Origin of the sequence: Streptomyces sp. S.PB5, assembly GCF_030403745.1 — a bacterium.
Lineage (GTDB): Bacteria > Actinomycetota > Actinomycetes > Streptomycetales > Streptomycetaceae > Streptomyces.
Map to the genome: position 1 here is coordinate 66,848 of NZ_JAQMWP010000030.1, position 26,186 is coordinate 93,033.

Below are 26,186 nucleotides of genomic sequence, written 5' to 3' on the forward strand. Positions count from 1 at the left end.
TAGCCGTCCGTCGTTCTCAGTCGGCACCACGCACTTTCTCCCCTTCCAACCTCCCTTCATCCGATCCGCAGCGGCCGCTCCTCGGCCTCCCTGGCGAAGCGGCAGGGCGGAACTCGTGGCGGGCAGGGTCCTGCCCGACCTCGGCCGGCGGCTGGTGGATGCCGCCGAGCGTGACATCGAGGACATGAGTGCGCCCGCGCCCGGGCGACGCGCTCACTCGGCGGTCGGCCCATGTGGCGGGCGAGGGCGCCCCGAACCGCGAAGCTCAGGTTTCGGTGTGTGAACTCCGGGCGTCGGCGGCCCGGAACGCGATGTGCTCGGAGACCGAGACCACGCCGTCGACACCCCGGCACAGCCGCTCGATGACGGGGATCAGGCTCTTGGCCTCGACGGATCCCCCGAGCGTCACCTGTCCCTCACGCACCTCGGCCGTCACCTCCGCGGGAGCGAGGCCAAGCGTCTGTTGCAGTACGTCCCGGTGGATCTCGTCGCGGATGGCGTCGTCCCGGCGCAGGAAGATCCGGAGCAGGTCTGCGCGGCTGACGATGCCCTGGAGCCGGTCCGCCTCGTCCACCACGGGCAGCCGCTTGACGTTCCGGTCCGCCATGAGGCGAGCCGCCTCGGCCGCGGTCCACTCCGGACGCGCGCACACGGCCGGAGACGACATCAGCTCCTCGGCCCTGGTGCCCTCGGCCTTGGCCTGCTCCCACGCCTCCAGGTGAGGAATCGGTGCGTGCCCGGACGGGTCGGCCTGGGCGCAGCACTTGCGCAGCAGGTCGGCCTCGGACACCACGCCCAGCGGATGGCCCAGCTCGTCCACCACGGGTACGGCGGTGACGTCGTTTTCCGCCAGCAACTTGACGATCTCCTTGAACGGCATGTCGCGGCGGGCCCGGATCACATCGTGAGTCATCAGGTCCGCGATCGTACGGTGGCGCATGTCGACCTCCCTTCCGAGGACAGCCGATGGTGGTCACATGGCAAGCGTGTCAAGGCCTGATCGCTTCCGAGTGAGCCGTTCAGGACCTGTTCGGGGCCGGTTGCCACGGACAGGGGGCCGTTCGGCCCTCGGACCGGGATTCTCGAGCCCATGCGGCGGTCCGCCGCGCATGCCACGTTGGGTACAGCAGCACTCCTAGGGAAGGGCGGCGATCATACGAGCTCAACTGGGCGATCAACTCATCGTCGAAAGCCCGACCAAGGGCGTCACCAAGCGCGACGGGGAGATCGTGAGACTGCATCACGAGGACGGAACGCCTCCCTACGACGTGCGCTGGTCGGACACGCACGAGGTGACGCTCGTCTTCCCTGGACCCGACGCACATATCCGCCATGTCGAACACGGGCACGGGGGACCGGTCGCGGAGGCGACAGAAGTGACAGAAAGCCAGGCCCATCGACATGGGTGAAATCCCCGGCGTGCCCTGGCCACCTCCGGCGCGAGATGCCCGCGCCATCGGTGGTGGAGGTCACCAGGCGCGCGAACAGCACGTGGAGCCAGTGACAGCCGTAGCCTGTTGCGGAGGTGTCCCATGCCGCAGAGCCTCGATGTACGGGGCAAGACCATCACCACATACATCGTCGGCCGTACCGCCGACGCGCTGGAGCGGATGGACGGCGACGTATTCGAACTGCGTACGGACGACGCCGAGTTCATCGACCGCGACCTGCGGGCCTGGTGCCGTTCGACGGGTACCGAGATCCTCTCCTCGGTCTGCGACGAAGGCGCCGTCCGCTACCGGCTCCAGCGCCACCGGACCGCACGGCCCGGTTTCAGCCTGGCCCTGGTCATCTCCCGGGACGGTCTGGAGGAGTTGCTCTCGCCTTTGGGGTTCGCGCTCGCCGCGGCACTGGAGGGCGGCCGGGTGTCGGTCTACTTCCAGGGTCCCGGCGTGCGCGCGCTGACCCGGCGATTCACCCCCACGCTGACCGGCTGGAGCAGGCCCTTCTCGGCCTGCGCGCGGCGTGCGTACGGTCCGGATACACGGTGGTCGGGCCGACCCGCTCGACGCGTGCTCGCGGCCCCGCGGGAGTAGCAGTCCGTGTCGGCGGCTCATCGTCGTACCCCTTGCCTGACCGCGTTTTCCACCAGCTTCCTGTGTGTCCGGCTCTGTCGACAGGGCCGGACAGCCCTTCTACCAGGGGCCGCACGGGGTACGACCGCTGGGGGCGTCCCCGTGACATCTGACGTTCGTCAGCCGAACTCGACGGTGACCTCGGGCGGCATGTGCAGGGTGTTGTGGACGGCGCAGCGACCGACCACCGCGTGCAGGCCCTGTTGGAGGACGGGGGTGAGGGGCGCGGGCGGCAGGATGCGGATGTGGATGGTGGTGATGCGGGGTGCCGTTTCGTCGGCCAGGGCGAAGTCGGCCTTGACGCGCAGATGCTCGTACGGCTGGTTGAGGAGTTGGAGGAAGCGGGTCGCGTCGGAGGCGACGCAGGCGGTGAGGGAGGCGACGAACAGTTCCACCGGTGTGGGGCCGTCGTTGTCGCCGCCGGTCTCGACGGGCTGGTCGACGGTGAGCTCGTGGTCGCGGACGAAGAGGGCGAAGGCCCGGTCCGCGATGTGGGTGGCCTCGATCCGGCCGGGTGGCTCGGCGATGGCTCGGTCAGGAGTCAGGGTGCGGGGGATGCGAGCCGGCGAGGCCGTTGTCATGTCGTACCTCCTGCGGGTCAGGGTTTGGGCCGGGTGGTGGTGAGCCAGGTCAGGGTGCGGGTGATGTCGGCGAGGGTGACGATGCCCATGAGATGGCCGTCGTCGAGGACCAGGGCCCGGCGGTCCGGGCTCGCCTCCAGGCGCGGCAGCAGATCCACGACGAGGTCGTCGGGGCCTGCTGTGGTCACGTCCGGCAGCGGACGCATCACGTCGCCGATCGTGGTGGTGGAACGTGCCTGAAAGGGGGAGCGGTTGACGTGGCGGACGGTGACGAGACCGGCAGCCGTGCTGTCCGGGGCCAGGACGGGGAAGGCGGAGTGGTGGTAGTGGCCGAAGGGGCCCTCGGCGAGGAAGGACGCGATCGTCATCGTGGCCGGGACGGTGACCGGGGCGCGGGTCATCACGCGGCTGACGGGGATCTCGTCCAGGACACCGCGCAGTTCGGCTCGGCGTTCCTCGGCGGTCGCGGTGTTGATCAGGAACCAGCCGATCAGGGCGGGCCACAGCCCGGACAGTTCACCGGCGACGATCATCACCGCGACCCCTGTCACGATCAGGAACCATCCCAGGACCCGGCCCGCGGCCGCGGCTCCGCGCGTGGCGCGGAGCCGATCGCCGGTACGGTGCCACAGGACGGCGCGCAGCAGCCGTTCGCCGTCCAGCGGAGCGGCGGGCAGGGCGTTGAACACGGTCAGCATGATGTTGATGGCGGCCAGCCAGGCGACCGCCTCGACCATCAGCTCCGTGGCGTGCAGGCTGTCCAGCCACAGGGCCAGGCCGGTGCACAGCCCGCCGACGAGCGCGCTGGTCAGCGGCCCCACCGCGGCGATGCGCAGCTCCGCTCCTGGCGTGCGGGCCTCGCTGTGCAGCCGTGCGACACCGCCGAGCATCCACAGGGTGATGCCGTCGACCTTCACGCCGTTGCGGCGTGCGACGACTGCGTGGGCGAGTTCATGGGCCAGCAGCGAGGCAACGTACGTCACCGCCGCCACCAGTCCGAGGACCCAGTAGGCCCAAGAGGGATGGTCGGGGGGAGTCTGGGGAGAGTGGCCGCTCACGAGCAGGGCGATCAGGACTATCGGGCCGAGGATGACCAGCACACTCCAGTGCAGGCCGACACGGATGCCTGCGATCCGCCCCAGGGGCAGCGTCTCCTTCACCGGACACCTCACCTTGCAGCGCCCGGCCCAAGTCGGAGTCCGGCTCGACGACTTGGCCGGGCGCCCTCCTCTGTGCCGACATCGCTCTCGGCTCAACCGACGCGTCGCACATGGTCGAACGCCTCGGCCTCGTGACACGTCCGGCACGTCACTCTCCGTGCAGGCTTTCGTCCGCAACTCGGGCCCATGCCGACGCTGTGCCGCACCAGTTGCCCCAAGACGCTTGCGTGCCGCAGACACACGCCGCATCCGCAACGGGCGCATACAGCGATCGCGGGCGTCGCCGTGTCCTCAAGCGCGCAGTCGTAGCAGTGCATGACATGCCTCCCCCGACGCGTCCAGCAATCTCCTCCACTGTCATCGTCGGATGCGGAGCCGCGGCCCGGGCAGGGCCACTCGGCTCTTTCCCGGGGCCGACCGGCCGTGGTATGGCGCGCACAACACGCGGAAGCGTCAAGGCTGTTGAGTGCCGGGTGGCTCCCAGCCGTCCTGTCTGTCGTCGGAGTGACCGACGGGGGATCAGCCCATGGCAGGGCTCCCGTTGCGCTGTCGTGTGCTCGATGGACAGCGTGGCGCGTGCCGTCGGGCCAGGGTCATCCAGGCGCGCCCGGAGGCGCTCCGCGATCTTCGTGGGGCTCGTTCGGGGCGGCGCCCTGGGCGGTTGTCAGGTGCTGGGCGATGGATTCGGCCCAGGTGTCGATGTCCTTCCAGTCCCGGTAGTCGCCATACCGGCCGTCCAGTGCGCGGAAAACGAGCCGTGAGACCGGCCCGTAGTGGCTGGGCCCGACAGCGCCGGCGAGCAGGTGGTGGTCCTGCGAGGTGAGGGTCTGGCGGTAGTGGGGAAGCCGGCGGGGTTCGATGGCGCCCGCGCGGGACGTGCGGCCGGTGACGTGGGCGATGCCGGTGCCGAACGGCCTCAGGGGATACTGGGCGAGCGCGGCAAGGTTGCGGCGGACGTGGACGTCGGCGTGCAGCAGCCAGGCGGCGCGGTGGAGGGCGTTGCCGAGGACGCACGCGGTGTAGGCGGCGGGGTCGTGCCGCAGTTGCAGGACCTGGGTGTCGGTGGCCAGGCCGTGTGCGGTGAGTTTGGCGGCGATGCGTTCCGCGCCGCGCGGGTGCAGCCGTGTGCGCTGGCGCATCCCACGAGGACGATCATGGGAGGAACTCCTCCGCACGGGGGTAGCGGTGATGCCGAAGAAGAGGGAGCCGGCCTCCCCGGGCGCGGCGCGACGGGGGATTGCACGCCGCATCCGAGAAGGGTCTGTCCCCCCACTGCGACCGGCGAAGCGGCCGGGTCCTGAGGCGCTGTCGTCCCAGCTCCCCGGCGCCGCAGGTCCTGTGGCATCGACCGAGGGAGGGAAGGCATGTGGACCAGCCGTGCACGGCCACACCGCGTGCCCGGAGGCAGGCCCTGTGAGTGCCGGGGGCTGGGGCACCGCTCCGTAGAGGCAGCGTACCGGCATGGACAGGGGGCGTATCGGACAAGTCCGGCCGGGGTTCGGTCAGTCCGGGGTGTCCAGGCACTGCGCGGCGAGTTCCTTCAGCCGGGCCGTCTTGGCGTGCAGTCGCCGTCCCTCGGCGTGCCACCGATGGCGCGCCTGCGGGCGCCAACGGGGTGGTTCGCGCCGCCGCCAGTCCTCGCGGGCGATCTGCGTGCAGGTGTCCTCCACCACGAGCATCATCACGGTCGGCAGCTTCAGGGCCGCCTCCACTCCCACCGTGCGCTCCGCACACGGCAGGTCCAGAACGGTCAGTGGTCGCCTGTGCGACCGGCGCCAGGGAACCGTGCTCACGATGACCACCTCCAGGTCGTCCTCCCTGAGGCACACGCGGAGCGCCGTGCCCTCGCACGACGGGGCGTGTCGTCATCGTGCGCGCTCGGCGCACGTGACGACAGGGGCCGACCGGACTGTCATCGGACCGATCGGCCCGGCCGGTGACGGGGGAACGGTTACTTGTCGGTCTTGATGCCGGAGATGAGCATGGTCGCCAGGTCGGACTGGACCATCAGGTGCGTGCGATGGGTCCGGTTGCCCGGGTCCTGCCAGGTCAGGGTGACCCGGCTCCAGCAGTGGCCCATGCCGCTGTCGTTGTAGACGACGGACCACGCGGTCGGCACGCCCTTTGCGCGCAGCACACCGTCCCGGTGATGGACGGCCTCCCAGCGAGCCAGGCTGCGCTGCAGGTCCGTGGTCAGGTAATGGGCGCGCAAGGCGCTGGTGAGCCGCCCGTGGCCGGAGTCGTACAGGACGTCGATGTAGGTGCCGTAGAAATCGGCGACCCGGTCGACGGTGGAGGTCGGGCTGCCGCTGCGGCCGGGAGCGGCGGCGGTCGTAGCGGTGGACGTCGCGTCCGCCGTGTCGCCGGTCAGAGTCGCTGGTGCGAGCAGCCCGATGGACAGCACCGCGGAGATCATGGTGACCCGGTGGAAGGTACGGGGTGCGATCATGACGTTCTTCCTCCTTCCCTTCGTGAAGGGGAACGCGGACATACCCTCACCATCCAGAACATCACACCGGGGTTGCCGCGACGGCGGGCCAACGAGCCCTGCTCAGAGGGCCGTTCGGCGGCCACAGGGACATGCGGCGGGCAGGGAACGGCGGTTCGCGCAGGCGCCGCCTACAGGAGAAAAGGTCAGGGCCGGTTGTCGCCTGCGGGCGGGTGGTTGGCGGTCAGGAACAGTTCGCGGGCGAGGATGGCGCGGGCGGTCTCCAGCAGCGGTCGGCCGGTGTGGAAGGAGTGGGCGCGGATGCGGACGAGGGCCTCGGCGGGGCTGACGTCGAGCTGTTTGGCGACCATGCCGGTGGCCTGGTGGACCTCGGCGCGGTGCAGGTGGCTGGTCTCGGTCAGCCAGACGGTGGGGTCGTGGGGGGAGGCGGCCCTGTCGAGGAGCATCAGGGTCAGTCTCTGGGCCAGGGCGCGGGCGTCGGCGTCCTGTTCGCCGGAGAGGGCGCCGGCCGTGGTGCGGTGGCCGGTGAGGACGCCCAGGCGGACGGTGCCCAGGGCGAGGGGGTAGGCGAAGACGGCGCGTACGCCCAGGGCGAGGAGTTCGGGGACGAGGCCGGGCCAGCGGGCGGAGTGGTTGGTGGTGAGGTCGGGTTCGGTGACCGGCAGGCCGGTACGGGCGGCCTCCAGGCCGGGACCCTGGCCCTGGGTGAACTGGATGTCCTCCAGCTGGGCGGCGCGTTCTCCGGTGTGCCGCAGCAGTTCGGTGGAGTCGCCCGGCTGTGTCAGGGACACGGCGAGGCCGTCCAGCCCCAGCACCATGGCGCAGGCCCGCAGCCGGGCGGACGGCAGAGTCAGCCCGGAGTCACGCTTGGTGGTGAGGTCGTGCAGGAGCTGGGACATCTGCGAGCTGACCATGATTCCTCCCCTCTTCCCCACGCCGGGGGCTTTCGTCAGTGTGCTCGGCGTGGGCGCCGCGGTGGTCACTGTTCCGGCGCGGGCAGCGGTGCCTCAGTACTGCCGTCCATCACCTCGCGGGCCACGTCGGTCAACCGGCGCCGGTGGTGGCGGGCGTACCGGCGAAGCTGATCGAAGGCTTCGTCCGCGCTGATGGAGCGCATGTGGGCGAGGGCGCCCTTGGCCTGCTCGACGATGATCCGGGAGTCCAAGGCGGTCTGCAGCTGGCCCGACACGACGGTCTGTTCGTGCACCGCGCGCTGTTGCAGGATGCCGATGGTGGCGATGTCGGCCAGTGCCTGGCCCAGGCGCAGCTGAGCGGGTTCCAGAGGGTCGGGGGTGGCGCGGAAGAGGTTGAGCGCGCCGATGGTCTGCTCGCGCAGCCGCAGGGGAGCCGCGGCGACGGAGGCGAAGCCGAGCTCCTGGGCCTTGTGGGCGAAGCGGGGCCAGTGGGTGCGCGCGTGCGGGTGGGTCAGGGGGATGTCGGAGATCGCCTTTCCGGTGCGGAAGCAGTCCAGGCAGGGGCCTTCGTTCCAGTCGATGCTGTCGGTCTCCAGCGCGCGGGTACGTTCGTCGGAGGCGGCGGCGTCGAGGATGTCGCCCTGCGGGGTGGCCAGCATGACGCCGGCGGCGGTGACGTCGAGCAGGTCGACACAGTGGTCGGCGAGGGTGTGCAGGAACGCGATGATGTCGAAGTCGCCGACCAGAGTGTCGGCCAGCTCGACGAACGCGGCGGCCAGCCGGTCCTCACGTGACTGCTCGGGCATGGGGGTTCACCTCGCTTCGGGAGGGACCGGCAGCCGTGCGGCCGACCGCCGGAATGAGGGGATCAAGGCGAACCTTGCCCACTGATGACTGGCCTGTGCATCTTTGGGGGAGGCATTTCGGCCGCCGCCGTGCACAGGACTGCGTGTTCGTCGCACGGGCAGGACCCTAGTGCCTGCGAGGGTCCAGACCGAACGGACGGAGGAACTCCGCACCCTGCGGTGACCAGCGCCGACCACACCCGGGGTGAGTACGGGGGGCGACAGAGTCGTAGAACGGCATACCGCGAATGCCGGACAGGACCCGTCCCGTGGACGGACGGGCACCACGCCAGAGTGCGGAACCCAGTCGTCCGACGATGGGCGGAGCCAGAGCGGACAGACTGCGTAGGGGTGGGGGAGTGCGGTGACGTGCGGCTCTTCGGCGGATACGTGGCCTGGGCGGCGTACGGGTGGCGGGGGCTGAGCGTCTCCGGGAGTGGAGCGTGTGTGCGCCGCCGCGCCGGGTGTGAGCGCAGCCGTGCTGCGGGACACGAGAGCCAGGAGCAGCTTGTTGACCTCGTGCGGGCGTTCCAGAGGCAGCAGATGCGAGGCCCGGGGCACGACGACGAGTTCGGCGGAGGGGATCCGGCTGGCGAGGGAGGCGCTGTGGGCGACGGGGGTGATCTGGTCGCTCGTGCCGACCGCTACGAGGACCGGGCAGCGGCCGAGTGCGGGCAGGGCGGCGAGCTGGTCGTGGGCCATCAGGGCCGGATAGCAGGCGGCCACCGTCGTGATCGGTACCCGGGACATGGCCCGGATCGTGACCTGGGCGGCGGCCGGGTCGACCGGGGCCCGGTACAGCAGCGGGCGGGTGACGCGGAAGGCGAATGGTCCGGTGCGGCGGCGCACCGTGTCCACAGCCCGGGGCAGACGGGCGAGCCGCGGCAGGCCGACGGCGAGCGCGAGATGCAGGAGCCGGGCAGCGGCGGGCGGCAACCCCATGGGGGTGCCGTTCAGCTGTCCGGCGGAGGTGGACAGCAGGGCGGCTCCGGTGACGCGGGTACCGAAGAGGTCAGGGTGGGTGGCGGCCAGGGCCATGACGGCCATGCCGCCCATGGAGTGGCCGACGAGCACCACTGGACCGTGCGAGGCGGTAGCCGCCAGGACCTGGTGGAGATCTTCACCGAGGCGGTCAGTGGTGACCGGGGAGGTGCCGAGGGTGGAGCGTCCGTGGCCGCGCTGGTCGTAGAGCACCAGCCGGGCGGCCTGGCCGAGGGCGGGGAGCTGGAGGTGCCAGGTCGTGCGGTCGAGCATGTAGCCGTGACACAGCACCACCGTGAGGCGCGCGTCCGGATCCCCGGCGGTGATGGTGTGGAGGCGGGCGCCGTCGTCCGTCGTGACCGTGGTGGCAGTGTCGGCGTGCATGGCGTCCCCTCCGCTTCCTGGTGACATGCCCAGGGGGTTCGTGAGGCACGGTAGTGGGCAAGTGACCGCATCGTTGAGAGGCCGACCGGGCTGCCGCAAGAGGCCTTCGGCCCTGCCCGAAGGCGTGCCGGGGATACGGCCTCAGCCGTGGCCCCGCACCGCCGCGAGGCACTGGTCGTAGAGGTCTGCCAGGTCGAGCCGTCCGTCATGTCCGGCCCAGAGTTCGGTTGCCGTGTCGACGCAGGCGAGGACCGTCGCGACGATCGCCTTGGCCTGCGTGTCGGGGGCCGGGCGGCCGGGGCCGTTGCCCAGCCGCGCCCGGATGACGGGGACGAGTTCGGCCTGCCAGCGCAGTCGCTTCTCGATGTAGCGGGCATGCAGTGAAGGGGTGTCGAAGATGAGGCGGGACAGCTCCAGCGCCCGCTCAGGGGGGTGGTTGGCGGTCAGAATGACCTCGAATCCGGCGCGCAGGGCATCCCAGGCGGACATCTCGGCCGGTTGCTGCTCGACGGTCCGTTTCAGCAGCTTGCCCAGCGCCTCCTGGTCGCCGCAGACCAGGTCCTCCTTGGTACCGAAGTAGCGGAACAGGGAGCGCTGCGAGATCCCCGCCTCCCGCGCGATCTGCGCGATCGTCGTCTGCTCGTAGCCCTGCTCGGCGAACAGACGAACCGCCGTATCGAGGATCGCCTGGACGGCGACCTGCCGCGAACGCTCCCACAAGGTCGTCATGGACGTCAGGCTACCCCTCTGGACAGCGACCGCCCACTTGGCATTAACTGCCAGGAAGACAGCGACTGAAAGAAGGGCGATCATGCCAGCCGTCGACTACCACACACAGACCACACTGATCACCGGTGCCAGCGCGGGCCTCGGCGCCGAGTTCGCCCGCCAGCTCGCCGCCCGCGGCTCCGACCTGGTGCTGGTCGCCCGCCGCAGGGAACGCCTGGAGAAGCTGGCCACCGAGCTGCGCGATCAGCACCAAGTCCAGGTGCACGTGGTGGAGATGGACCTGGCCACGGACCACCCCGGGCAGGCGCTGGCCACGCAGGTGGGCCGGCTCGGCCTGCACGTCACGAGCGTGATCAACAATGCCGGGTTCGCCACCTTCGGCCCCTTCCACCAGGCGGATCCGGTACGGCTGCGCCAGGAGATCGCGGTCGACGTGACCGCGGTGGCCGACATCAGTCGCGCCTTCATCGACCAACTGCGTGCGGCGGGCCGCGGGGTACTGGTCAACGTGGCGAGCATGGCCGCCTACCAGCCCAACCCGCGCATGGCGCTCTACGGGGCGACCAAGGCGTTCGTGCTCAGCCTCACCGAGGCTCTGTGGGAGGAGTCACGCGGTACCGGTCTGCGCGTGCTGGCCCTGTCCCCCGGCGCGACCCGGACCGAGTTCTTCGACGTCGTGGGCACCACGCAGGCCGCCGGAGGGACCAGGCTCGCCTCGCCCGTCGACGTCGTCCGCACCGCGCTGGCCGCCCTGGACCGCAGGAACCCGCCGCCCAGCGTCATCGCAGGCCGCATGAACCGGGTGATGGCCTTCCTCGCCCGCCGCCTGGCCACCCGGCGGCAGGTCATCCGGGCCATCGGCCGGCTCACCGCCGAGGGGGCATGACGATGGACGGGAACGCCGTAGTGACTCCCGAACTCATCGACACTGACCACGAAGCGGGACCCTGAAGTGCTTCCCGAACGCGTCGACAACGACATCCGTCCCCGTGTGCACAGCCGGGGGAATTGCCGATCAGTGATCGCCCGCGCGCGGGCCAGGGCTTCGGTCAAGTGTCGTGACGCCCAGTTCCTGATCATGTGAGCCCGAGCAGGGCGAGCGGTCGGCGGGCGTCGCGGGCGTTGTGCCGCAACGCGGAGGCGATGTTCGTCCTGCCGGCCAGGAGGAGGGTTCCGACGGCGAGGTTGCGCCAGGTGGGCATGGCGCAAGGCGCGGCACCCGTCCGCAGCTGCGAAGCATCCTCGGCGAACGTGACATCCCTGACATGGTGCAGCGCCTCGACTCTCCAGTGGTCGCGGATCAAGCTCGCGAGGTCGGCGGGTGCGGCTTGCTCGGCAGTGAGGCTGGTGACCGCGCAGACGGTCTTGATGCTGATCTTGCCGGTCTTGCGGTCCACTCGGCGGCGCTTGAGCTGGACGGCTTGGCGAGCCCCGGGGAAGAGCAGGTTGTTCACCGCGCACACCTTGATCCGGCGGATCTCGCGCCGACCGTGCCCGGCGTCGCGGGTGCGTTCCTGCAGCGGAATCTGCTTCCACGGAAGAGACTTGAGCTGCTTGTGGAGCTTCTTCTGGTTCCCTTTCACGATCACGATGTAGTGCGCATCGCGGCCGAGCAGGTATGCCGCGTGCTCGCGCTGGGTGTGCATCGTGTCACTGGTCACGACCACGCCCGTCAGGTCGGCGAGGGTCTCCAGCAGCGGCTGGAAGCCGGTGATCTCGTTGGTCTTCTCGCCCACGTCGAGCCGGGCCAGGACCAGGCCGCGGGCGTGGTCGCAGGCGGCGAGCAGGTGGATCTTCCGCCCCTTGGTCTTGGCCGCTCCGCGCAGGCTCTTGCCGTCGACCGCCACTGCGCGCAATCGGCCGTCGGTGCTGGCGCGCCTGTCGGCCAGCCAGCGGCCCACCACCTGGTCCAACGCGTCACCATCGATGCGGCCCAGCAGCCGCCGTACTGTCGTTTCCGCAGCCATGAGGGACAGGCTTGTCAAGGGCAGACGAGTGCCTGGCCCGGCGTGCTTGAGGCTGGTGTCGGGCAGTGGCTGGTTCTGCTTTGACCGGTGGGGTTGGTGGTAGTCCCCGGAGACAGGTCGGGCGTGAAGGTCTCACACACACCCATTCGGCTCCGTGCACCGCCTGTCGGGCTGGCGCCATGACCCTGGTCCGGGGGCCGGGCTGCTCATTCAGGTTGTCGAGCGCGGCGGGGCCGGCTCATGCGTAGACGCGAGCGCACCCGGGGTCGGCAACCCCCTCGGGACGGAAGTGCGACTGTCATGGGTTCGGTGCTGGCTCCCGGCTGAGGCGGATGCCCTGCTGGTCGGCTTCGTGTTGGATGAGCAGATGCCAGGGCGGGTGAGGAGTTTCCGGGCGATCGCGATCATGGCGATCTTGTTGCCGCGGCGGCAGGCGATCTGTTGGAATCTCGGACGTAACTCCTGGATCTTCTCTAATTCCTTCAGCTACTGGGAAACTCTCCCGCTCCCGGCTCCGCCGGCACCGATGATGTACTGCTTTCTGACGCCGGTCACTCCTATGTCGCTGGTGTAATCAACTCGCTCCTCGCGAGCTGACGCGGCGCCCCCTGGAAATGGCCATTGGAGGGGTCGCGGGAAGCGGCCCCTCCCTGGATCAGGCTACTGAACTTGATTGGGTGATGTCGGGTCGTTCGGCTGAGCGTTGAGCTCGCTGCGCTGTACTGCTGTCACTGTGAGGTACGCGCAGGGCGGCGGCTTGACCGACGCACAGAGGGCAGCCGGGGAGCGGGTACGGCTGGACGCTGTGGCTCGGTTCGAAGCCGGGGACAGGAACCAGGTCATCGCCGCCACTCTGCGGGTGTCTGAAAGATCGGTGGAGCGGTGGCGGCGGCAGTGGCGTGAGGGTGGGGCGGCTGGTGTCGCCTGGAAGGGGTCGCCCGGTCGTCCGAGGCTCAGCGATGTCCAGGTCGCCAGGCTGGAAAGGGAGTTGGAGCGTGGACCGCTCGCACACGGCTGGGCTGACCAGCGGTGGACCTTGGCGCGGGTCAAGAAGCTGATCGGTCGGCTTTTCCACATCTCGTACACGGTGGAGGGCGCGTGGCGACTGCTCAAGCGGCACGGCTGGTCGTGGCAACAGCCCGCGCGTCGCGCGACCGAGCGCGATGACGACGCAGTCGAGCTGTGGAAGAAGGAGGTCTGGCCGCGGGTAAGAGCGCCGCGGCGGCCACCGCGGCGAAGGCGGCCTGCGCCCCGGCCGGGATGCTGGGCCACAACCGGTGCACGGCCAGGAATTCCGCGACGACCGCCATGACCGCGCCCAGGTAGGCCAGCGCCTCGACGACCAGCGACACGCGTCCGCGTTCCGAGGGCGGCACGCCGGAACCCTGGGCGTGCTCGGGGTGCTTCAGGGGATGCGTCTGTTCTGCGGCCTCGATCCGCTCCGCCTGACCGGCATCGAGCAGCCCTGCCGCCACCCAGCGGTCCAGCCAGGCGTGCAGGGCGGGATCGGGCGGGATCCCGGGCATGACGGCCTCCTGGTCCTTCTGCTTCCAGCATGCCGCCCGCCCACCCCCACGACCGAGGCCGGGCGGCCTTCCGCGGGGACCCAACCGGCCCGTCTTGCAGTGGCACCGGTGGCCGGTCCGTCGTACACGACGACCACGGTGCGCCCGGCGACCGGGACGCGAACCCGCCCCTGACGGTAGCGGGCCCCTTGCCGGTCGAGTTCGGCCCGCTCGGGCTGCTCCACGGCAGCCAACTCGGCAGGGCCCAGGGGAGGTTTCCTTGATCACATCGTCGTTGAGGACGCGTAGCCCGTCCTCGCCGATGGCACCGAAGCCCAGCTCCGGCTGCCAGGGCACGCCCAGCTTGCGTACCACGAGCACGTCCAGCGGTGCGTTGAGCGCCTGGACCACTTCATACGCCACCGGCACTCCGCGCCCCGTGGCAGCCCCAGCACTACTACGTCCTGGCCGCGCAGGCACTCCGCGCGCCAGGCCAGCCGTCGTCGGGCCGCCCTGCGGTCGTCGAAACGCATCCGCCGCCTCCCCGACACACCTCCATGGTGCGGTGGCCCTGCCTGCCGCACCGCAGCAGAGAGTCGCTCCTGTTCCTCCAATGCAACACACGGTGTGGAGTTTCGGCAGGGGTGTTCAACCTGGGGACAGGACCATCGGCCCCTGCCGCTCGACCGTGCACGAGGGAAGACTGTGTGTTCACGTTCGCACCACGGCGGTTTCACTTCTCCGGTCGTGCTCAGGGGGGCACCATGACGTGGAGCGTTCCCTTTTCTCTTCGCCCGTGGGCGGCGTTGCGGTCTTACTGCCCGCAGGTGCTGCTGTCCCGGCCATGGGCGGTCCGAGCTGCTGATCGCGGCCCGGATCCGTCGCCGGTTGCGGTCCGCCGCTACGCCGGGTACCTGATGATCGAGGTACGCCAGGAGATCGGCCCGGCCGCCGAACCTCACCTGGGCCGTATGCTGCACGCCGCAATCCGCCCGGAGGGTACGGCCGTCCTGGTCGACCTGCGGCACGTCCCCGCCCTCGACGCCGGCAGCCTCAGCTTGCTGCGCCTGGCGCGCATGCTCGCCGACCGGCACGGCCTGCCGTTCGGCGTCGTACGCGACGTTCTGCCTGCACCGGCTCTTCCCGGCGAGGGACGACGGCTGACCGTGAGGTCGGCAGCGGCCCCGTATGAAGCCATCGAGGGCCGACCGTTCCCTGCCGCTGTCCTCCCGATCTCCCGCCCGTCGGCCGAGGGGCGGGACATTCCGCTGTGATCGCCGATGCGGACGGTGTTCCGCATCCGTCCGCTGCCAGTGCGTGACTTCGGGAGGCGAGCATGCGGAACGACGCCGGACCAGCACCATCACCCGCACCATCACCCGCACCGGAGCTGATCCGCGCCAGCGCCTGGACGGTCCTGCGGCAGGGACGATCGGCCCCTCCCGCACGCCACCCGGTACCCGATATGCCAGGACTTGAAGGACAGAGTCCACACAGCGATCCCGCCGCCCGGTGCGCCGAAGCGGTACCCACGCGGCGTGTTCAGGAAGGGAGTCGACATGCCCGGCATACTCGAACGACGCCCGCCGTTGTTCCCTGACCTCGTCGACTGGTTCGAGACCGGTCTGGCCCGATTCCCCGCCAGGCGGGGAATCGGGGTGCACGGCATCCGGGTCGAGGAGCAGCTCAGCGAAGCGGCGTACTGCCTGCGCGCGGAGCTGCCCGGCCTGGACGTCGACAAGGACATTGAGATCGACATCCAGCACGGTGTGCTCAGCCTGCGCGCCGAGCGCAGCGAGGAGACCAGGCAACGGCACCACAGTGAGTTCCGTTACGGCTCTTTCGCCCGCTCCGTCCGTCTGCCGCAGGGCGCAAAGGAGAACGAGGCCAAGGCCGAGTACAAGGACGGCATCCTCACCATCACCGTGCCCCTCACCGTCGCGGAGAAGTCCCCGGTCACCCACGTCGAGGTCAGCCGCGCCGAGTAGTCCCGAACAGTGCGAACGACCGCCGGTGCGCGGCCTTCTCCTACTCCCCGCGCGTCGGCCGCGCCCGCGCTTTCGCATGGCCTTGTGGCAACAGCCCCAGTGGCCCCAGGCAACGGAGAGAACGATGCCCGAGCAGACGGCTTGCCCGTCCTTCGCCATCCACCGCCGTTGGGACGGCCGACGGCAGTTCATCGAACTCGGCGGCGAGATCGACGTGCTCGCCGCGCCACCCGGCAGCGACTTCCTCGACGACACCAGCGGCGGTCCGGGCGCGGAGACCGATGTCGTGGTCGACCTGCGCCCGGTCACGTTCATCGACGGTAGTGGTCTGAACGCCCTGCTGCGGACGGCCGGTCGGCTCGACGCCTGCCGCCACACCCTGGCCATCGTGGTCACCAACCCTCTCCAACGCCGCCTGCTCCACCTCGTCGGTCTCGGCCGCAACGTCACCCTGCACACCGCCATGCCGGACTATGCCGGCGAGGCGACGGGCGTGGTGCAGCGGGCGGCACATCCCGCCTCACTGACACGGCGGGTTTGAGGTGCTGGGAGCGGTTCCGTACGCCGGGAAGTTCTTGACTCCGCCTCAGTTGACGGTCTTCGGCTCGGCGGATGCCAGGGCGTCCGCGAGTGTGGCGAGGGGAGTGAAGCGTCCGAGGAGGCCGCCCGCGCGCAGGATCCTCCGGATCAGCGGGTGCGGGCAGACCAGCCGCAGCCGTCCGCCGCGCTCGGTGACCCGTCGCTCGGCATGGCACAGCAGCCTGAGCCCGGAGCAGTCGAAGAACTCCACGGGAGTGAGGTCGATGACCACGGTCTGTCCGGGAGGCGCGGTCGCGTCGTCCAGTTCCGGCAGGATGTGGAGGGCGGCGGCGATGTCCACTTCGCCGTGGAACTCGATCACGGTGAGTGCGTGAGCCTGGCGGGTCTCGATGTGCCCGACGGGCCATGCGGTCCCCTGCTGCACGGCGGTGTCCCCTGATGAGCCGGGCTCCCTGAAGCTTCCCCCTGGGGAGCGGCGACGACGGTGCGGGCCACCGGGGACTGGGGTGGCGGCAGGCGACAAGCCTACGGTCCCGGCGCGCCGCCCGTGCTGCGGTGAAGTGATTTCTACGGAGGCGATTCCCTCATTTGAATGGTTTTCAACGTACTTTCTTGGCAATGCCGATGGTGCCCGGGCGGTCGAGCAGGTGGCAGGTCTCGCCGTGGTGCAGGACCCGTCCGGTGATGTTGCCGACGGCGGCGAAGGTCAGAACCGCTCGCCATCCGCGCGCACCCGCCACCCCTCGCCCTCGAACCGGCCGCTCTCCCTCGCCACGGCCAGCTCCCGCTCCACCGTCCCCGCCGCCCGGTCCTCCTCGGTGTGCGGCAGCGACACCGGCTGCCCCAGCACCTCACCCTCGGCGTAGCCCGTCAGCACCTGCGCGCCCTCGTCCCGTCCGCCCGTGTCCGGCACCGCCATGGCCCAGCCTCCCTCGACCGCCCCTCGCGCTCCCTCAGACCCAGTGCCGGGGCGCCGGCTCCGTCGCTCAATGCGGGCGCACTCCGACGCACCGCCACGGGATCTGGCCAGCCGGCTGGCGCATGCGGGCTGCCGGAAGAGGGCACGTTGGGCCCATGGCCGTGGACCCCTGTGTCCCCTCCCGCTGCGGGACACCCCAGTCCAGCCTGGATGCCATGAACCTCGGCGACCTCGGCGGCCTCGACGACGGGGTGCAGCTGGACACCCCCAGGGCGCAGGTGCTGCGGCGTGGCGAGTGCCTCCGCTCTCCACGGTCAGCGTCGGCCGCATCGCCTACACCGATCGCGCGCTGCCCGCGATCCGGCCGGTGAACTTCGCCCTGCAGGACGGCCGGCTGTTCATCCGCGTCGAACCGGGAGACGGCCTCGCGGCCGCGGTCAGCGACACGGTCGTGGCCTTCGAGGCCGACGACATCGGCCCCCGCCGGCACACCGGCTGGTCCGTCCAGGCCCTCGGACGCGCGCACCTCACCGACGATCCGCTCGCCGTCCTCGGCCCAGCGCCGGACACCCAGTCGCGGGTCCCCTCCATACGCGGCCACTTCATCGTGATCCGCATCGAGCACGTCACCGGACGGCGCGTGCCGCCACCCGCCGACCCCCGGTGAAGCGGTCGGGGACGTCACCGCCACAGGCCCCAAGCCGACTCCAGGGTGGAGTGAAATGTGAAACGTGGGTCGTTCGCGACGCTCGTGCGGATCTCGTCGGCGGCGCCGATGAGATGAAACCGCGCCTCGGGGCCGAGCGTGAACAGCTGCCGAACGGCGTCGTCTTGGAGTCCGTCGCCACAGCGGAGCTCTGTCAGGTCGAGGAAGAACGCGCGGCGCTTCCCGTCGGCGCGGGCGCGCAGCTCCTGGCGCAGGCGGGGCCCGGTCGTCGGGCCGAGCGTTCCGCTGACCGCCAGCCACACCCGCTCCGGATCCTCCGCGAGGACACGCGTCCGCACGACCATGATCTCCACTGCCGCCCCCCGAGCGAGCCAGGCGCGTATTGCCTCCTTGCCCGAGCTTCTCCGCGTGGCCGCGCCGGTAACCCCGGTGCGGGGGCTCTCTCTTGAAAGCACCTGTGGTGGTGTGCGTCGGTGCAGCTCACGTGGTCGGCTTGCGTGAGGTGATGGTGAAGTCCGTCCCGAGAGCCGCGAGTTGGGAGACCAGGCGTCGGGCGACGTTCCTTGCCAAGGCGGTTGGTGAAGTGCTCGGGGGCGAGAGCGCGGCAGGGCGCGAGGCCGTGGAGGCCCTGCCGACCACCCGGGGCGATCGCCGGGCCGTCGAAGCTCCGCCGTGTCCGGAACCGGCCCGGCAAGGTGGCCGCCGCAGGCGGGCCGTGAACGTGTTCCACCGCGTCGCCTTTGCCCGCGTCGGAGCCCGCTTCGAGCACGGCTACCGCGTCGAACGCCCGAAGCCCGCGTGGCGCGAACGATCGCAGCCGGTGTGCGCCCATGGGCCATGGCGCAAGTCACGGGCGTGGGAAGCGGGCACGCATCGCAGTGATGCAGGTGTCCCGGGAGGTGGGCCCGTCGAACCGGAGACGGTCGTAGGCGGTGAACGCCGGTTCCAGCGCGTCGAGTTCGTCGACAAGGGCGTGTAGCGGCTCGAACCACTCCGCCGAACCGGCATCCGGCTCGTTCGCCGCGGCGCTGATCGCGGTCGTCAGGTGATCCTGGCGTTGAATGGCGGCCGGGGTCACTGAGTGCAGACATACGTACTGCCCGCTGAGATATGCATTCCACTCCGCCGTCCCGGCGGTCGGGTCGGCCCAGTGGGCGGTGAACCACGCTTCGAGCCTGTCCACGCCGCCAGCTTCGTCGGCGAGGGCGAACAGGTCGGCCGGAACCATCTCAGCGCCGTCGGAGCGCAGATATCCCGGAAGCGGCAGCTGCTGCCCCAGCATCAGCCGGCGGACCGCATCGCTGTCGCGGCCCTTGTGCACAGTTCGTCCAGGGCAACGACTGCGCGCTGACGTACGCGTCGTCGGCATCGGTCATCGGATGGTCGCCGTTGACTTCGCGGAATCGTCCTGCGAGCTGCTGCTTCAGGTCTGTCTCCGGCATGGGGTGGTGGGGTGCCCAGAGGTTTCCGGACAGGGACCCAATAGGGTCGTCCTGAGAAGGAAATGAGGGAGAAGTGGCGCCACCCAGTAAGTACTCACCGGAGTTCCGTGAGGAAGCCGTCCAGATCGCGTTGAGGTCGAGCAAGACGATCTCTGAGGTTGCCCGGGACCTCGAACTGAACCCGGAGACGCTGCGCGGCTGGGTGAAGAAGCATCAGAAGCAGCAGGAACCAGCTCCCGACACGGAACTGACGGTGAACGAGCGGGCACGCCTCAAAGAACTCGAACGACGCAACCGCGAGCTGGAGATGGAAGTTACCTTCCTGAAAAAAGCCGCAGCGTACTTCGCCAAGGAGCCCCGGTAGCGAGCAAGTACGAGTTCATCGACGAGATGCGGCTCGACACTGCGGAGTGCGCATACAGCGTCGAGTTCATGTGCAGCCGGCTCGGCGTCTCCAAATCCGGCTACTACGACTGGCGATCTCGTCCGGAATCCGCGACCGCGCAACGGCGCGAGGAACTGAAACTGCTCATCAAGAAGGCCTTCGAGATGTCCGACAGCACCTATGGGCACCGGCGTATCCAGGCCCAGCTGGACCGCTGGGGCATCGGCGCCGGCGTGGAACTGGTCCGCCGTCTCATGCGCGAGCTGGAACTTGAGCCCTGCCAGCCGCGACCGAAGAGATTCGGCCTCACCAGGGCGGCGGCCGCCCAGGTGTCAGACCTCGTGGGCCGCGACTTCACCGCAAACGCGCCTGGCGAAAAGCTCGTCGGCGACATCACTTACATCGCGACCGGGGAGGGCTGGCTGTATCTCGCGACGGTCATCGACTGCTGCACGAAGGAAGTGATCGGTTACGCGATGGACGACCATTACCAGACTCCTCTGATCTCCAGAGCCATACGTAACGCGGCACGGAACAGGAAGCTCGCCACGGGCGCGATATTTCATTCCGACCGCGGAAGTAACTACATGTCAGTCGAGTTCGGGAAGACACTCGGACGGGTCGGGCTCCGAAGATCCGCCGGCCGGACCGGAATCTGTTTCGACAATGCGATGGCCGAATCATTTTTCGGCGCCCTGAAGAATGAGCGTGTATCCAGGGTGACTTACCTGACCAGAGAGGCGGCGCGACAAGACATCACTCGCTACATCGAGTTCTGGTACAATCGCAAACGCCTTCACTCGGCGGTGGGTTACCGACCTCCACGCGAAGTTCACGCCGAGTACGAGAAGTTGCGAATCGCCGCGTGAAATAGGCAGTCAGATGCCTGTCCGGAAAACGCGAGGCCCCTCAGTGGTCCTCCGGCGTCACGAGAGCGGGGTTCTCTCGCACAGATTCCGCACGCCCTTGGTCGGATGGTTCGGCACTCGCCGAACCATCGAATGCACCAGGACGCCCGAGATACCCCCACACTCTGGGCATGCCGGGATGGGCAGCATCGTCGGCGCCTCCGGAAGCCCCGGACGGCTGGACGCCGGACCAGACGTTCACCGATCGGAGACTGTGCACCGCGAGCGTCGGCCGGGCTCCCCTGCAACGGCATCATCATCGGCACCGACCCCTGCCGTCTCGTCCGGCCCTGGCCAACGGACAACAGGCCGCAGCGATCTGATGAACCGTAAGGTCCTTCGTAATCCGCTTCCCCTGCGCCCTCGGGTGGACAAGGATCGGTCCGCAGCCATGACATTCGTCCACAGAGCGAGGCGTCCGATGGAACTCGTGTCCCACAACCTCACTGAAGGCGTCTACACAGCCACTGACGACTACGTGCACGCCATTGAGGTCCGAGGCGCCGGACGGCTGCTGTTCGTCGCCGGCACCATGGGACTCGACCCGGCCAGGAAGCCGGGGCCGGCCTGGAAGAGCAACTCGATCTGATCTGGGCGAACATCCGCGTAATCCTCGCCTCGGCCGACATGAGCGTGGACAACATCGTGCGCCTGACCAGCTACCTGCGAGACCCCGCCTACGCAGCGGCGTTGGCCGCTGCCCGCACGGCCGCACTCGGTGACCGACGCGTCCCGACGACCGCAATCGTCGTCTCCACGCTGGACAGCAACTGGCTTGTCGAAAACGAGGTCATCGCCGCGGCGTGGCACCCCCACGCTCACCTACGGATCAGCCGTGAGCCGCGCGGTGCAGCTGAAAGCGTCGACACCGCAGCGGTCCTTCTCCCAACGATCTCCGTGGAGGGTACGCCGAACACCGCGGCGCCAGGGCCGTTCGGCCCTTGTCGCCGGTCGGGCGTACTCGCTTCACTGACCCGGCGGTCCCGCCTGCACGCCTGAACCCCGTCCGTGGGCTCGGCATAGCGGTTCTGCTGACGGGCGGAGCAGGCGGGACCGTCCAGCGCGAGGAGGGACGGGACGACGAGAACGCTGTACGGCGAGGAGGCGGACGAAGAAATGAGTACGGCGGTCGGCCATGCCGACCTGACTTCGAGGACGCTGAAGCTGGTGGAGGGCGAACTGCGGGCACAGCTGGAGCGGACGCCCGGCAGGGCGCCGGGGCTGGTGTGCGCGGGCGCCGGGGTGCCCGTGGCGTTCGGCCGGGCGGTGCGGGAGCTGATCGTGGTGACCCCCACGCAGGAGATGGTGCCCGCGCCGCTGTCGGAGAGGGATCGGGTGGCCGTCGGCACGTTGCTGACCCTCGCTCACCAGGTGCGGCTGCTGGCGTACGACCCTTTGACGCGTCGGCCCCGGGCTGCCGTCGTCGTCCGCGCCACGGCAGCCACCCATCGATCAGCGGGAACCTGTGGGCCATCCCGGACATCAGTGAGACGGAAAGCCCCGGGTCACCGAAGTCCGGACGAGGGGGGAAGGTACGCCGGAGGGAGCGACCGGGGTCTCGCCGCCTGTGCCTGACTGCTGACCGTCTCCGGCGCTCTCGGCGTCCTCAACTTCTTCGTCATGTCCGCCCTGACTGGTCGAGGAGCTGAGCGAATCGCTCCACCTTGCACAGGTCATCCAGCAGCCCGAGACCTGACGGGGCTGGGAGACATGGACATTCTCAGTCCTTCGTGAACAGGCGGCCCACGCCCGCGGTGAACGCAATGCCCAGGACCCAGCCGATCAGGATGCAGATCCAGGTCCAGAACATGAGCGTGGTTCCCCAGCCCGAGTCCGCCCTGGGCAGCCAGTTGGCGACCTGGCGGAGGTTGACCACGGGGAGCAAGGTCTCGAACCCATATGCCGGTGCCTTGAAGCAGGGGTAGTTCTCCGGGCACGAGCCGCTCACCTCGCCACGGCCGACGGGTTCCATGATTCCTCTGTCGTCGGCCCAGTTGTAGATGAAGGAGTTGGCCGTGCCGATCACGATCAGCCAGATGAGCGGCCGGTGCAGCTTGTACCCGTAGGCCACCGAGTACTCCAGGAACCCGTTCCAGATGCGGGCCGGCCAGGAGAGCTTGCCGCGCTTCCGCTTCGCGCGCTCGGCGTGGATCGCCACCGCTCGGGCGTCCATCTCCTTGCCGGACGAACGTAAGGCGGCGGCAAGCTGCTGATAGCTCTGCGGGGAGTACTCGTCGGTGCGGTCGAGCCAGTCGAGGCGCTCGTCGACCGGCGTGGCCGACTCCAGTGCGCGGTAGGAGAATCCGGTCAGCCGGACGCCCTCCTTCGGCCAGCTCTCCGGCCGGTCCACGAGGCGTTCGACGCAGGCATACGAGAGATCGACTCCGCCGCTCGGCCTGCCTGCCGGCAGCCAGAGCAGACGCCCGCCGACGCGCATGCCGGACGCGTCCAGAGCATCCGACATGCCATGCAGTCGGCCGCCGTCGAAGGTGAGGTTCCGGCTGATCTGGGTGCCCCGCATGCGCACCAGCCCCACGGAGCGGAACTCGTGGTCCAGTAGGACGTCACCGCGGATCGTGCCGCTGCTGATGTCCAGGGCCCGGGCACCGGGATTGTCGAAGGCGCTGCCGCTGCACATGAGTTCACCGTCGATGACGCAGCGCACCAGCCGGACTTCGCCGCTCGCGCGGAATCCGTGGTCGAGGTACACATTGCCGTGGACGGCCAGTCCGTTGGCTTTCAGGGCTCCTCCATCGCGGTCCTCGAAGATCGCTCCGGTGCAGTTGAGTTCGCGTTTGACGGTGGCGCCGATCAGGCGCACGGAGCCGGTCGAGTGGAACTTGTCGTTGAGGAAGACATCCCCGTCGCAGATCAGCCCGTCGGCGTCCAGGGCGTAGCCGCCGGGGTTGTCGAAGACCCCCTGGGAGCAGCACAGTTGGCGCTCCAGTTTGCCGCCTGCGAGGCGCACCTCGCCGTGGGCGGTGAAGCCGCGGTCGAGATAGGCGTCGTCCGCGTGGAAGCGGGTCGCGTCGAGCGCCCGGCCCTCCGGGTTCTCGAAGACGCCCTTGGTGCAGCACAGTTCGCCGTCGATCTCCGCGCCGACGAGCCGGACCTGGCCCGTGGAGCGAAAGCCCCGGTCCAGGTAGAGGCCCGCCCGGCAGCGCACCGCGTCGCCGCGCAGCGCCAGGCCGTCGGGATTGGAGAACGCGGCGCCGGTCGCGCGCAACGTGTGCAACTGGGCCCACTGGACGCAGATCTCGCCCTGCGAGGTGAAGTCCCCTTCGCACAGCAGATCGCCGTCCAGCAGGAGGCGGCGGGCCTGAAGACTGGTCCCTTCCGGGTGGTGGAGCGTGGCGCCGCGCAGGTCGAGATTTCCGTGCACATGGGCCGATGTGAACCGGACCTCTCCCTCAGCACGGAACCCCCCGTCCAGGAAGACCGTGCCCCGGACCTGCATGCCGACGCCGTCGAGCGCCACTCCGGCGATCGGCTGGATCTCGGTGTCGGTGCACCGCAGGTCCCGTGCCAGCTCCGCCTCGCCGAGGTTCAGCACGCCGTCCATGCGCACGTGTCGAAGAACGACGTCGGCCTGGGCCTCCATACGCTCGGCGAGCAGTGAGGTCATCCGGCAGTCGAGGAACTCGACCGGATGGTCGAGGCGGGCGTGGACAGCACGATGGTGTCGGTGAACACACAGCCGCAGAAGCGCATGGGGCGATCGAGCCGGACGCCGGACAGGTCGAGCCTGCCGACGACGCGGGCACCGCGGACATAGACACCGTGGCTGGCCTTCCACTCCGCTCGGCCGCCGGCAAGCAGCGCCCTGAGGACTTCTGCCCGCACGGTGCCCAGGGACATGTTCGTACTGTCCGCGGGGCCCGTGCCCAGATCGGCTTCTGCTCCCTTGTTGAGGTGGCCGATCAGTCGTTGCTCGGCGTCTGTGGGGTGCAGGGCGGTGTCTCGGTTGGGTTCCATGTCGCGATCAGCTCCAGGGGCTGCGCCGGGACCGACCTGCACCGCCGGGCGCGATGAGCGCAGTACGTCGATGTGTGCCGCGTTCAGAGGCTGTCCATCAGCATCGGAGCTGCCGCTCGACAGCGGCAGGGGCCGAACGGCCTTTGTCAGCCGCCGAATTCACCGGTGGGGCCGAGGCAGCCGCGGACAGCGCCTGGCCTGGTGGACCCTCTGGGGCCCACGCTCCCGAAGACGCGGTGCCGAGCGGCATCATGCTGGCGAGGGCAGCTGCGGCTGAGGGAGTCGGTCTCGCCCGGACGTCTTGCGTGCACAGCGGGCGGGTTCGGACTTGGCTGCGGTCACAGAGTGCGGGGGGAGCCGCTGCGCGGGATCGCTTCCTGGCCCCGCCTGCACCTCGGCGTGGGCACCCTGCCGGTGGGCGACGGTCCGCCATGCGGACTGAGCCCAGATAGGCGCACGCTGGTGCCATGACCGGGAATGACTTCCCGCCGAGACCCCCCGGACAGCCGGAGTAGGGCAAGTCGGGGAGGAGCTGGCGCAGAGCCTGGCAAAGGGTCCGGCAAGGGGACACCCCGATTCGAAGAACTGAAGGCACCGCGCCGCAGACGCCGCTGAGGCGGTGCGTACCTCGGCGCCGTCCGCCGGTGGTCATGCCGTGAGAGCAGTTGGCGTACGAGCGCGTCGGTCGGCCACCGCCTCGACGGCGCGGAATGCCTCGATATCATGCTGCTGCGGGGCTTCGGCGAGCGGCACGGCAGTGACGCAGTCCCCTGGACCGTGGCGGAGCCGACCGAGCCGGTTATGACCCGCCCAGATCGGACATCACCTCCCTCGACGAGGTCTGCCACATCGAGCGGGAGAACAGCACGCCCGGCCTGGTGGCGGTCGGAGCGGCGGACGACACCGAACGGCGACTGCGCGACCGTGTCGCCTGGCCGCGCCGCGCCCTTGACGAACTCGAAGAGAGCCTGGAGTAGTTCCCCGCGCCCCGACGGAGGGAGACGGAAGCGCGTGCACCGTCCTATCCTGGACACACCTGAGGCAAAGGGATACGGCAAGGGGAGGCCGTCGTGGAGATCTCGGGCATCATCAGCGCCATCGTGATCGGTATCGTCATCGGGGTGCTGGGCCGCCTCGTCGTACCCGGGCGCCAGCGCATCGGCGTGCTGTGGACGATCCTCGTGGGCATCGCCGCCGCGTTCGCGGGCACGGGGATCGCAGCCGCGTTCGACGTCGCCGACACCAGGGGCATCGACTGGATCGAGATGGCTATCCAGATCGGACTGGCGGCTGTGGGGGTGGCCGCGCTGGACCGGGTCAAGGCCCGCCGCTGATCCGCTGTCGGCCGCTCCGGGGCGACATGGATGCGCTGCGGCCATGCGGGCGGTGGCGAAGAGTGATCTGACCGGACGAGCGCGGCTGCGCCAGGCGGCGCTGGAACTGTTCGCCGAGCGCGGCTTCGAGGCGACCTCGCCCCGGGCCGTGGCCGCCGCGGCCGGGCTCTCACCTGCGCTGGTGACCCGGCACTTCGGCTCCAAGCAGGGGCTGCGCGCGGCGGTCGACGAGCACGTCCTGGACCGCCGAACAACTGCGGGCTCAGGACCCCGACAAGGGAGTGATGGCCTCCCTGGGTGAGGTATCCGCCCTGGTCTTCGGCGCGGATCCGGTCCTGCGTGGGGCTATTAGGGCTTGGTCATCTTCACTCGTGCATGCGTGTCTCATGCTGCGTGAGTGTCGTTGGAAATGGTGTGACACCTGAGGAGATGGCCTCG

Annotated in this window: 31 protein-coding genes and 2 pseudogenes; 14 read left to right on the forward strand and 19 right to left on the reverse strand. The window is 69.6% G+C overall.

Features of this window, described 5'->3' with window-relative positions; genetic code table 11:
- Nucleotides 1-265 precede the first annotated feature (265 nt).
- On the reverse strand, nt 266-940 hold the full coding sequence (locus tag PH203_RS45375; protein WP_289928362.1) for a CBS domain-containing protein: 675 nt from the start codon (nt 938-940) through the stop codon (nt 266-268).
- Between the two features lie 214 nt (nt 941-1,154).
- Between PH203_RS45375 and PH203_RS45380 the strand changes: the two are divergent.
- Both PH203_RS45380 and PH203_RS45385 read left to right on the forward strand, forming a co-directional pair.
- Nucleotides 1,155-1,337, forward strand: a pseudogene (locus tag PH203_RS45380) (DUF1918 domain-containing protein); the annotation flags it as partial.
- Between the two features lie 195 nt (nt 1,338-1,532).
- Nucleotides 1,533-2,036, forward strand: a complete 504-nt coding sequence (locus tag PH203_RS45385; RefSeq protein WP_289928363.1) for a sulfurtransferase TusA family protein — start codon at nt 1,533-1,535, stop codon at nt 2,034-2,036.
- 158 nt (nt 2,037-2,194) lie between these two features.
- On the opposite strand, the gene PH203_RS45390 is transcribed toward PH203_RS45385, so the two are convergent.
- The 10 genes from PH203_RS45390 to PH203_RS45435 all read right to left on the reverse strand — a co-directional run bounded on the left by PH203_RS45390 (nt 2,195) and on the right by PH203_RS45435 (nt 10,118).
- Nucleotides 2,195-2,656 carry an OsmC family protein gene (locus PH203_RS45390; protein WP_289928364.1) on the reverse strand — a complete coding sequence of 154 codons (462 nt, stop codon included), beginning with the start codon at nt 2,654-2,656 and terminating at the stop codon, nt 2,195-2,197.
- Nucleotides 2,657-2,673: 17 nt separating this feature from the next.
- Nucleotides 2,674-3,816, reverse strand: coding sequence for a site-2 protease family protein (locus PH203_RS45395; protein WP_289928365.1), 1,143 nt, complete (start codon nt 3,814-3,816; stop codon nt 2,674-2,676).
- A gap of 92 nt (nt 3,817-3,908) precedes the next feature.
- Nucleotides 3,909-4,133 carry a DUF2180 family protein gene (locus tag PH203_RS45400; RefSeq protein ID WP_289928367.1) on the reverse strand — a complete coding sequence of 75 codons (225 nt, stop codon included), beginning with the start codon at nt 4,131-4,133 and terminating at the stop codon, nt 3,909-3,911.
- 276 nt (nt 4,134-4,409) lie between these two features.
- Nucleotides 4,410-4,955 (reverse strand): hypothetical protein, encoded by a 546-nt coding sequence (locus PH203_RS45405; protein ID WP_289928369.1) that lies wholly within the window; start codon nt 4,953-4,955, stop codon nt 4,410-4,412.
- A gap of 363 nt (nt 4,956-5,318) precedes the next feature.
- The gene (locus tag PH203_RS45410; RefSeq protein WP_289928370.1) at nt 5,319-5,609 is read right to left on the reverse strand and encodes a hypothetical protein; all 291 of its coding nucleotides are present in this window, start codon (nt 5,607-5,609) and stop codon (nt 5,319-5,321) included.
- A 158-nt stretch (nt 5,610-5,767) separates the two neighbouring features.
- A complete protein-coding gene (locus PH203_RS45415; protein WP_289928371.1) occupies nt 5,768-6,265 on the reverse strand; it encodes a hypothetical protein in 498 nt (165 codons plus the stop codon).
- 185 nt (nt 6,266-6,450) lie between these two features.
- Nucleotides 6,451-7,179, reverse strand: coding sequence for an ANTAR domain-containing protein (locus PH203_RS45420; protein WP_289928372.1), 729 nt, complete (start codon nt 7,177-7,179; stop codon nt 6,451-6,453).
- Nucleotides 7,180-7,244: 65 nt separating this feature from the next.
- Nucleotides 7,245-7,985, reverse strand: coding sequence for a GAF and ANTAR domain-containing protein (locus PH203_RS45425; RefSeq protein WP_289928373.1), 741 nt, complete (start codon nt 7,983-7,985; stop codon nt 7,245-7,247).
- Nucleotides 7,986-7,991: 6 nt separating this feature from the next.
- Nucleotides 7,992-9,389 carry an alpha/beta hydrolase gene (locus PH203_RS45430; RefSeq protein WP_289928374.1) on the reverse strand — a complete coding sequence of 466 codons (1,398 nt, stop codon included), beginning with the start codon at nt 9,387-9,389 and terminating at the stop codon, nt 7,992-7,994.
- Nucleotides 9,390-9,530: 141 nt separating this feature from the next.
- Nucleotides 9,531-10,118, reverse strand: coding sequence for a TetR/AcrR family transcriptional regulator (locus tag PH203_RS45435; protein ID WP_289928375.1), 588 nt, complete (start codon nt 10,116-10,118; stop codon nt 9,531-9,533).
- An 82-nt stretch (nt 10,119-10,200) separates the two neighbouring features.
- Between PH203_RS45435 and PH203_RS45440 the strand changes: the two genes are divergently transcribed.
- Complete coding sequence (locus tag PH203_RS45440; protein WP_289928376.1) at nt 10,201-11,004, forward strand: SDR family oxidoreductase; 804 nt, start codon at nt 10,201-10,203, stop codon at nt 11,002-11,004.
- 190 nt (nt 11,005-11,194) lie between these two features.
- On the opposite strand, the gene PH203_RS45445 is transcribed toward PH203_RS45440, so the two are convergent.
- On the reverse strand, nt 11,195-12,085 hold the full coding sequence (locus tag PH203_RS45445; protein ID WP_289928378.1) for an ISAs1 family transposase: 891 nt from the start codon (nt 12,083-12,085) through the stop codon (nt 11,195-11,197).
- Nucleotides 12,086-12,818: 733 nt separating this feature from the next.
- Here PH203_RS45445 and PH203_RS45450 point away from each other — a divergent pair.
- Complete coding sequence (locus PH203_RS45450; RefSeq protein WP_289928379.1) at nt 12,819-13,397, forward strand: winged helix-turn-helix domain-containing protein; 579 nt, start codon at nt 12,819-12,821, stop codon at nt 13,395-13,397.
- A 309-nt stretch (nt 13,398-13,706) separates the two neighbouring features.
- On the opposite strand, the pseudogene PH203_RS45455 reads toward PH203_RS45450, so the two are convergent.
- Nucleotides 13,707-14,123: pseudogene (locus PH203_RS45455) on the reverse strand (phosphoribosyltransferase); the annotation flags it as partial.
- A gap of 384 nt (nt 14,124-14,507) precedes the next feature.
- Here PH203_RS45455 and PH203_RS45460 point away from each other — a divergent pair.
- From PH203_RS45460 to PH203_RS45470, 3 genes are all read left to right on the forward strand, one after another.
- Nucleotides 14,508-14,864: a hypothetical protein gene (locus tag PH203_RS45460; protein WP_289928381.1), complete on the forward strand. Its 357-nt coding sequence runs from the start codon at nt 14,508-14,510 to the stop codon at nt 14,862-14,864.
- A 285-nt stretch (nt 14,865-15,149) separates the two neighbouring features.
- Complete coding sequence (locus PH203_RS45465) at nt 15,150-15,578, forward strand: Hsp20/alpha crystallin family protein (protein ID WP_289928383.1); 429 nt, start codon at nt 15,150-15,152, stop codon at nt 15,576-15,578.
- Between the two features lie 124 nt (nt 15,579-15,702).
- Nucleotides 15,703-16,119: an STAS domain-containing protein gene (locus tag PH203_RS45470; protein ID WP_289928385.1), complete on the forward strand. Its 417-nt coding sequence runs from the start codon at nt 15,703-15,705 to the stop codon at nt 16,117-16,119.
- Between the two features lie 45 nt (nt 16,120-16,164).
- Here the strand turns inward: PH203_RS45470 and PH203_RS45475 are convergent, their stop codons facing one another.
- Together PH203_RS45475 and PH203_RS45480 are read right to left on the reverse strand one after the other, a co-directional pair.
- On the reverse strand, nt 16,165-16,542 hold the full coding sequence (locus PH203_RS45475; protein ID WP_289928386.1) for an STAS domain-containing protein: 378 nt from the start codon (nt 16,540-16,542) through the stop codon (nt 16,165-16,167).
- A gap of 282 nt (nt 16,543-16,824) precedes the next feature.
- On the reverse strand, nt 16,825-17,037 hold the full coding sequence (locus PH203_RS45480; RefSeq protein ID WP_289928387.1) for a hypothetical protein: 213 nt from the start codon (nt 17,035-17,037) through the stop codon (nt 16,825-16,827).
- A gap of 295 nt (nt 17,038-17,332) precedes the next feature.
- Here PH203_RS45480 and PH203_RS45485 point away from each other — a divergent pair, with 295 nt between their 5' ends.
- Nucleotides 17,333-17,704, forward strand: coding sequence for a pyridoxamine 5'-phosphate oxidase family protein (locus tag PH203_RS45485; RefSeq protein ID WP_289928388.1), 372 nt, complete (start codon nt 17,333-17,335; stop codon nt 17,702-17,704).
- Nucleotides 17,705-17,718: 14 nt separating this feature from the next.
- On the opposite strand, the gene PH203_RS45490 is transcribed toward PH203_RS45485, so the two are convergent.
- Both PH203_RS45490 and PH203_RS45495 read right to left on the reverse strand, forming a co-directional pair.
- Nucleotides 17,719-18,042: a hypothetical protein gene (locus tag PH203_RS45490; RefSeq protein WP_289928390.1), complete on the reverse strand. Its 324-nt coding sequence runs from the start codon at nt 18,040-18,042 to the stop codon at nt 17,719-17,721.
- A 509-nt stretch (nt 18,043-18,551) separates the two neighbouring features.
- The gene (locus PH203_RS45495) at nt 18,552-19,025 is read right to left on the reverse strand and encodes a DUF6058 family natural product biosynthesis protein (protein ID WP_289928391.1); all 474 of its coding nucleotides are present in this window, start codon (nt 19,023-19,025) and stop codon (nt 18,552-18,554) included.
- Between the two features lie 194 nt (nt 19,026-19,219).
- Here PH203_RS45495 and PH203_RS45500 point away from each other — a divergent pair.
- The 4 genes from PH203_RS45500 (at nt 19,220) to PH203_RS45515 (ending at nt 22,014) form a co-directional block, all read left to right on the forward strand.
- Nucleotides 19,220-20,400, forward strand: a protein-coding gene (locus PH203_RS45500) for an IS3 family transposase (RefSeq protein WP_289928392.1) whose coding sequence is annotated in 2 segments (ribosomal slippage) — nt 19,220-19,484 and nt 19,484-20,400 — 1,182 coding nt in all. Because the reading frame shifts where the segments join, the coding sequence is not laid out codon by codon here.
- 460 nt (nt 20,401-20,860) lie between these two features.
- On the forward strand, nt 20,861-21,028 hold the full coding sequence (locus PH203_RS45505) for a hypothetical protein (RefSeq protein WP_289928393.1): 168 nt from the start codon (nt 20,861-20,863) through the stop codon (nt 21,026-21,028).
- Between the two features lie 20 nt (nt 21,029-21,048).
- The gene (locus tag PH203_RS45510) at nt 21,049-21,438 is read left to right on the forward strand and encodes a RidA family protein (protein ID WP_289928405.1); all 390 of its coding nucleotides are present in this window, start codon (nt 21,049-21,051) and stop codon (nt 21,436-21,438) included.
- Nucleotides 21,439-21,555: 117 nt separating this feature from the next.
- The gene (locus PH203_RS45515) at nt 21,556-22,014 is read left to right on the forward strand and encodes a hypothetical protein (RefSeq protein ID WP_289928394.1); all 459 of its coding nucleotides are present in this window, start codon (nt 21,556-21,558) and stop codon (nt 22,012-22,014) included.
- A 145-nt stretch (nt 22,015-22,159) separates the two neighbouring features.
- Here the strand turns inward: PH203_RS45515 and PH203_RS45520 are convergent, their stop codons facing one another.
- Complete coding sequence (locus PH203_RS45520) at nt 22,160-24,064, reverse strand: hypothetical protein (protein WP_289928395.1); 1,905 nt, start codon at nt 24,062-24,064, stop codon at nt 22,160-22,162.
- Nucleotides 24,061-24,414 carry a hypothetical protein gene (locus tag PH203_RS45525; protein WP_289928396.1) on the reverse strand — a complete coding sequence of 118 codons (354 nt, stop codon included), beginning with the start codon at nt 24,412-24,414 and terminating at the stop codon, nt 24,061-24,063. Before PH203_RS45525 ends, PH203_RS45520 begins: the two co-directional genes overlap by 4 nt.
- A 1,070-nt stretch (nt 24,415-25,484) precedes the next feature.
- On the opposite strand from PH203_RS45525, the gene PH203_RS45530 reads away from it, so the two are divergent.
- Nucleotides 25,485-25,748 (forward strand): GlsB/YeaQ/YmgE family stress response membrane protein, encoded by a 264-nt coding sequence (locus PH203_RS45530; RefSeq protein WP_289928397.1) that lies wholly within the window; start codon nt 25,485-25,487, stop codon nt 25,746-25,748.
- A gap of 43 nt (nt 25,749-25,791) precedes the next feature.
- Nucleotides 25,792-26,049 carry a helix-turn-helix domain-containing protein gene (locus PH203_RS45535; RefSeq protein WP_289928398.1) on the forward strand — a complete coding sequence of 86 codons (258 nt, stop codon included), beginning with the start codon at nt 25,792-25,794 and terminating at the stop codon, nt 26,047-26,049.
- Nucleotides 26,050-26,186: the final 137 nt, after the last annotated feature.

Excerpts from the sequence above, each read along its gene's own strand:
- PH203_RS45400 (WP_289928367.1), bottom strand. The coding sequence starts at position 4,133 with ATGCACTGCTACGACTGCGCGCTTGAGGACACGGCGACGCCCGCGATC.
- PH203_RS45385 (WP_289928363.1), top strand. The coding sequence starts at position 1,533 with ATGCCGCAGAGCCTCGATGTACGGGGCAAGACCATCACCACATACATC.
- PH203_RS45445 (WP_289928378.1), bottom strand. The coding sequence starts at position 12,085 with ATGGCTGCGGAAACGACAGTACGGCGGCTGCTGGGCCGCATCGATGGT.
- PH203_RS45520 (WP_289928395.1), bottom strand. The coding sequence starts at position 24,064 with ATGACCTCACTGCTCGCCGAGCGTATGGAGGCCCAGGCCGACGTCGTT.
- PH203_RS45480 (WP_289928387.1), bottom strand. The coding sequence starts at position 17,037 with ATGGCGGTGCCGGACACGGGCGGACGGGACGAGGGCGCGCAGGTGCTG.
- PH203_RS45440 (WP_289928376.1), top strand. The coding sequence starts at position 10,201 with ATGCCAGCCGTCGACTACCACACACAGACCACACTGATCACCGGTGCC.
- PH203_RS45415 (WP_289928371.1), bottom strand. The coding sequence starts at position 6,265 with ATGATCGCACCCCGTACCTTCCACCGGGTCACCATGATCTCCGCGGTG.
- PH203_RS45420 (WP_289928372.1), bottom strand. The coding sequence starts at position 7,179 with ATGGTCAGCTCGCAGATGTCCCAGCTCCTGCACGACCTCACCACCAAG.
- PH203_RS45525 (WP_289928396.1), bottom strand. The coding sequence starts at position 24,414 with ATGGAACCCAACCGAGACACCGCCCTGCACCCCACAGACGCCGAGCAA.
- PH203_RS45435 (WP_289928375.1), bottom strand. The coding sequence starts at position 10,118 with ATGACGACCTTGTGGGAGCGTTCGCGGCAGGTCGCCGTCCAGGCGATC.
- PH203_RS45405 (WP_289928369.1), bottom strand. The coding sequence starts at position 4,955 with ATGCGCCAGCGCACACGGCTGCACCCGCGCGGCGCGGAACGCATCGCC.
- PH203_RS45465 (WP_289928383.1), top strand. The coding sequence starts at position 15,150 with ATGCCCGGCATACTCGAACGACGCCCGCCGTTGTTCCCTGACCTCGTC.
- PH203_RS45390 (WP_289928364.1), bottom strand. The coding sequence starts at position 2,656 with ATGACAACGGCCTCGCCGGCTCGCATCCCCCGCACCCTGACTCCTGAC.
- PH203_RS45505 (WP_289928393.1), top strand. The coding sequence starts at position 20,861 with ATGGAACTCGTGTCCCACAACCTCACTGAAGGCGTCTACACAGCCACT.
- PH203_RS45535 (WP_289928398.1), top strand. The coding sequence starts at position 25,792 with ATGCGGGCGGTGGCGAAGAGTGATCTGACCGGACGAGCGCGGCTGCGC.
- PH203_RS45375 (WP_289928362.1), bottom strand. The coding sequence starts at position 940 with ATGCGCCACCGTACGATCGCGGACCTGATGACTCACGATGTGATCCGG.
- PH203_RS45425 (WP_289928373.1), bottom strand. The coding sequence starts at position 7,985 with ATGCCCGAGCAGTCACGTGAGGACCGGCTGGCCGCCGCGTTCGTCGAG.
- PH203_RS45470 (WP_289928385.1), top strand. The coding sequence starts at position 15,703 with ATGCCCGAGCAGACGGCTTGCCCGTCCTTCGCCATCCACCGCCGTTGG.
- PH203_RS45515 (WP_289928394.1), top strand. The coding sequence starts at position 21,556 with ATGAGTACGGCGGTCGGCCATGCCGACCTGACTTCGAGGACGCTGAAG.
- PH203_RS45460 (WP_289928381.1), top strand. The coding sequence starts at position 14,508 with ATGATCGAGGTACGCCAGGAGATCGGCCCGGCCGCCGAACCTCACCTG.
- PH203_RS45430 (WP_289928374.1), bottom strand. The coding sequence starts at position 9,389 with ATGCACGCCGACACTGCCACCACGGTCACGACGGACGACGGCGCCCGC.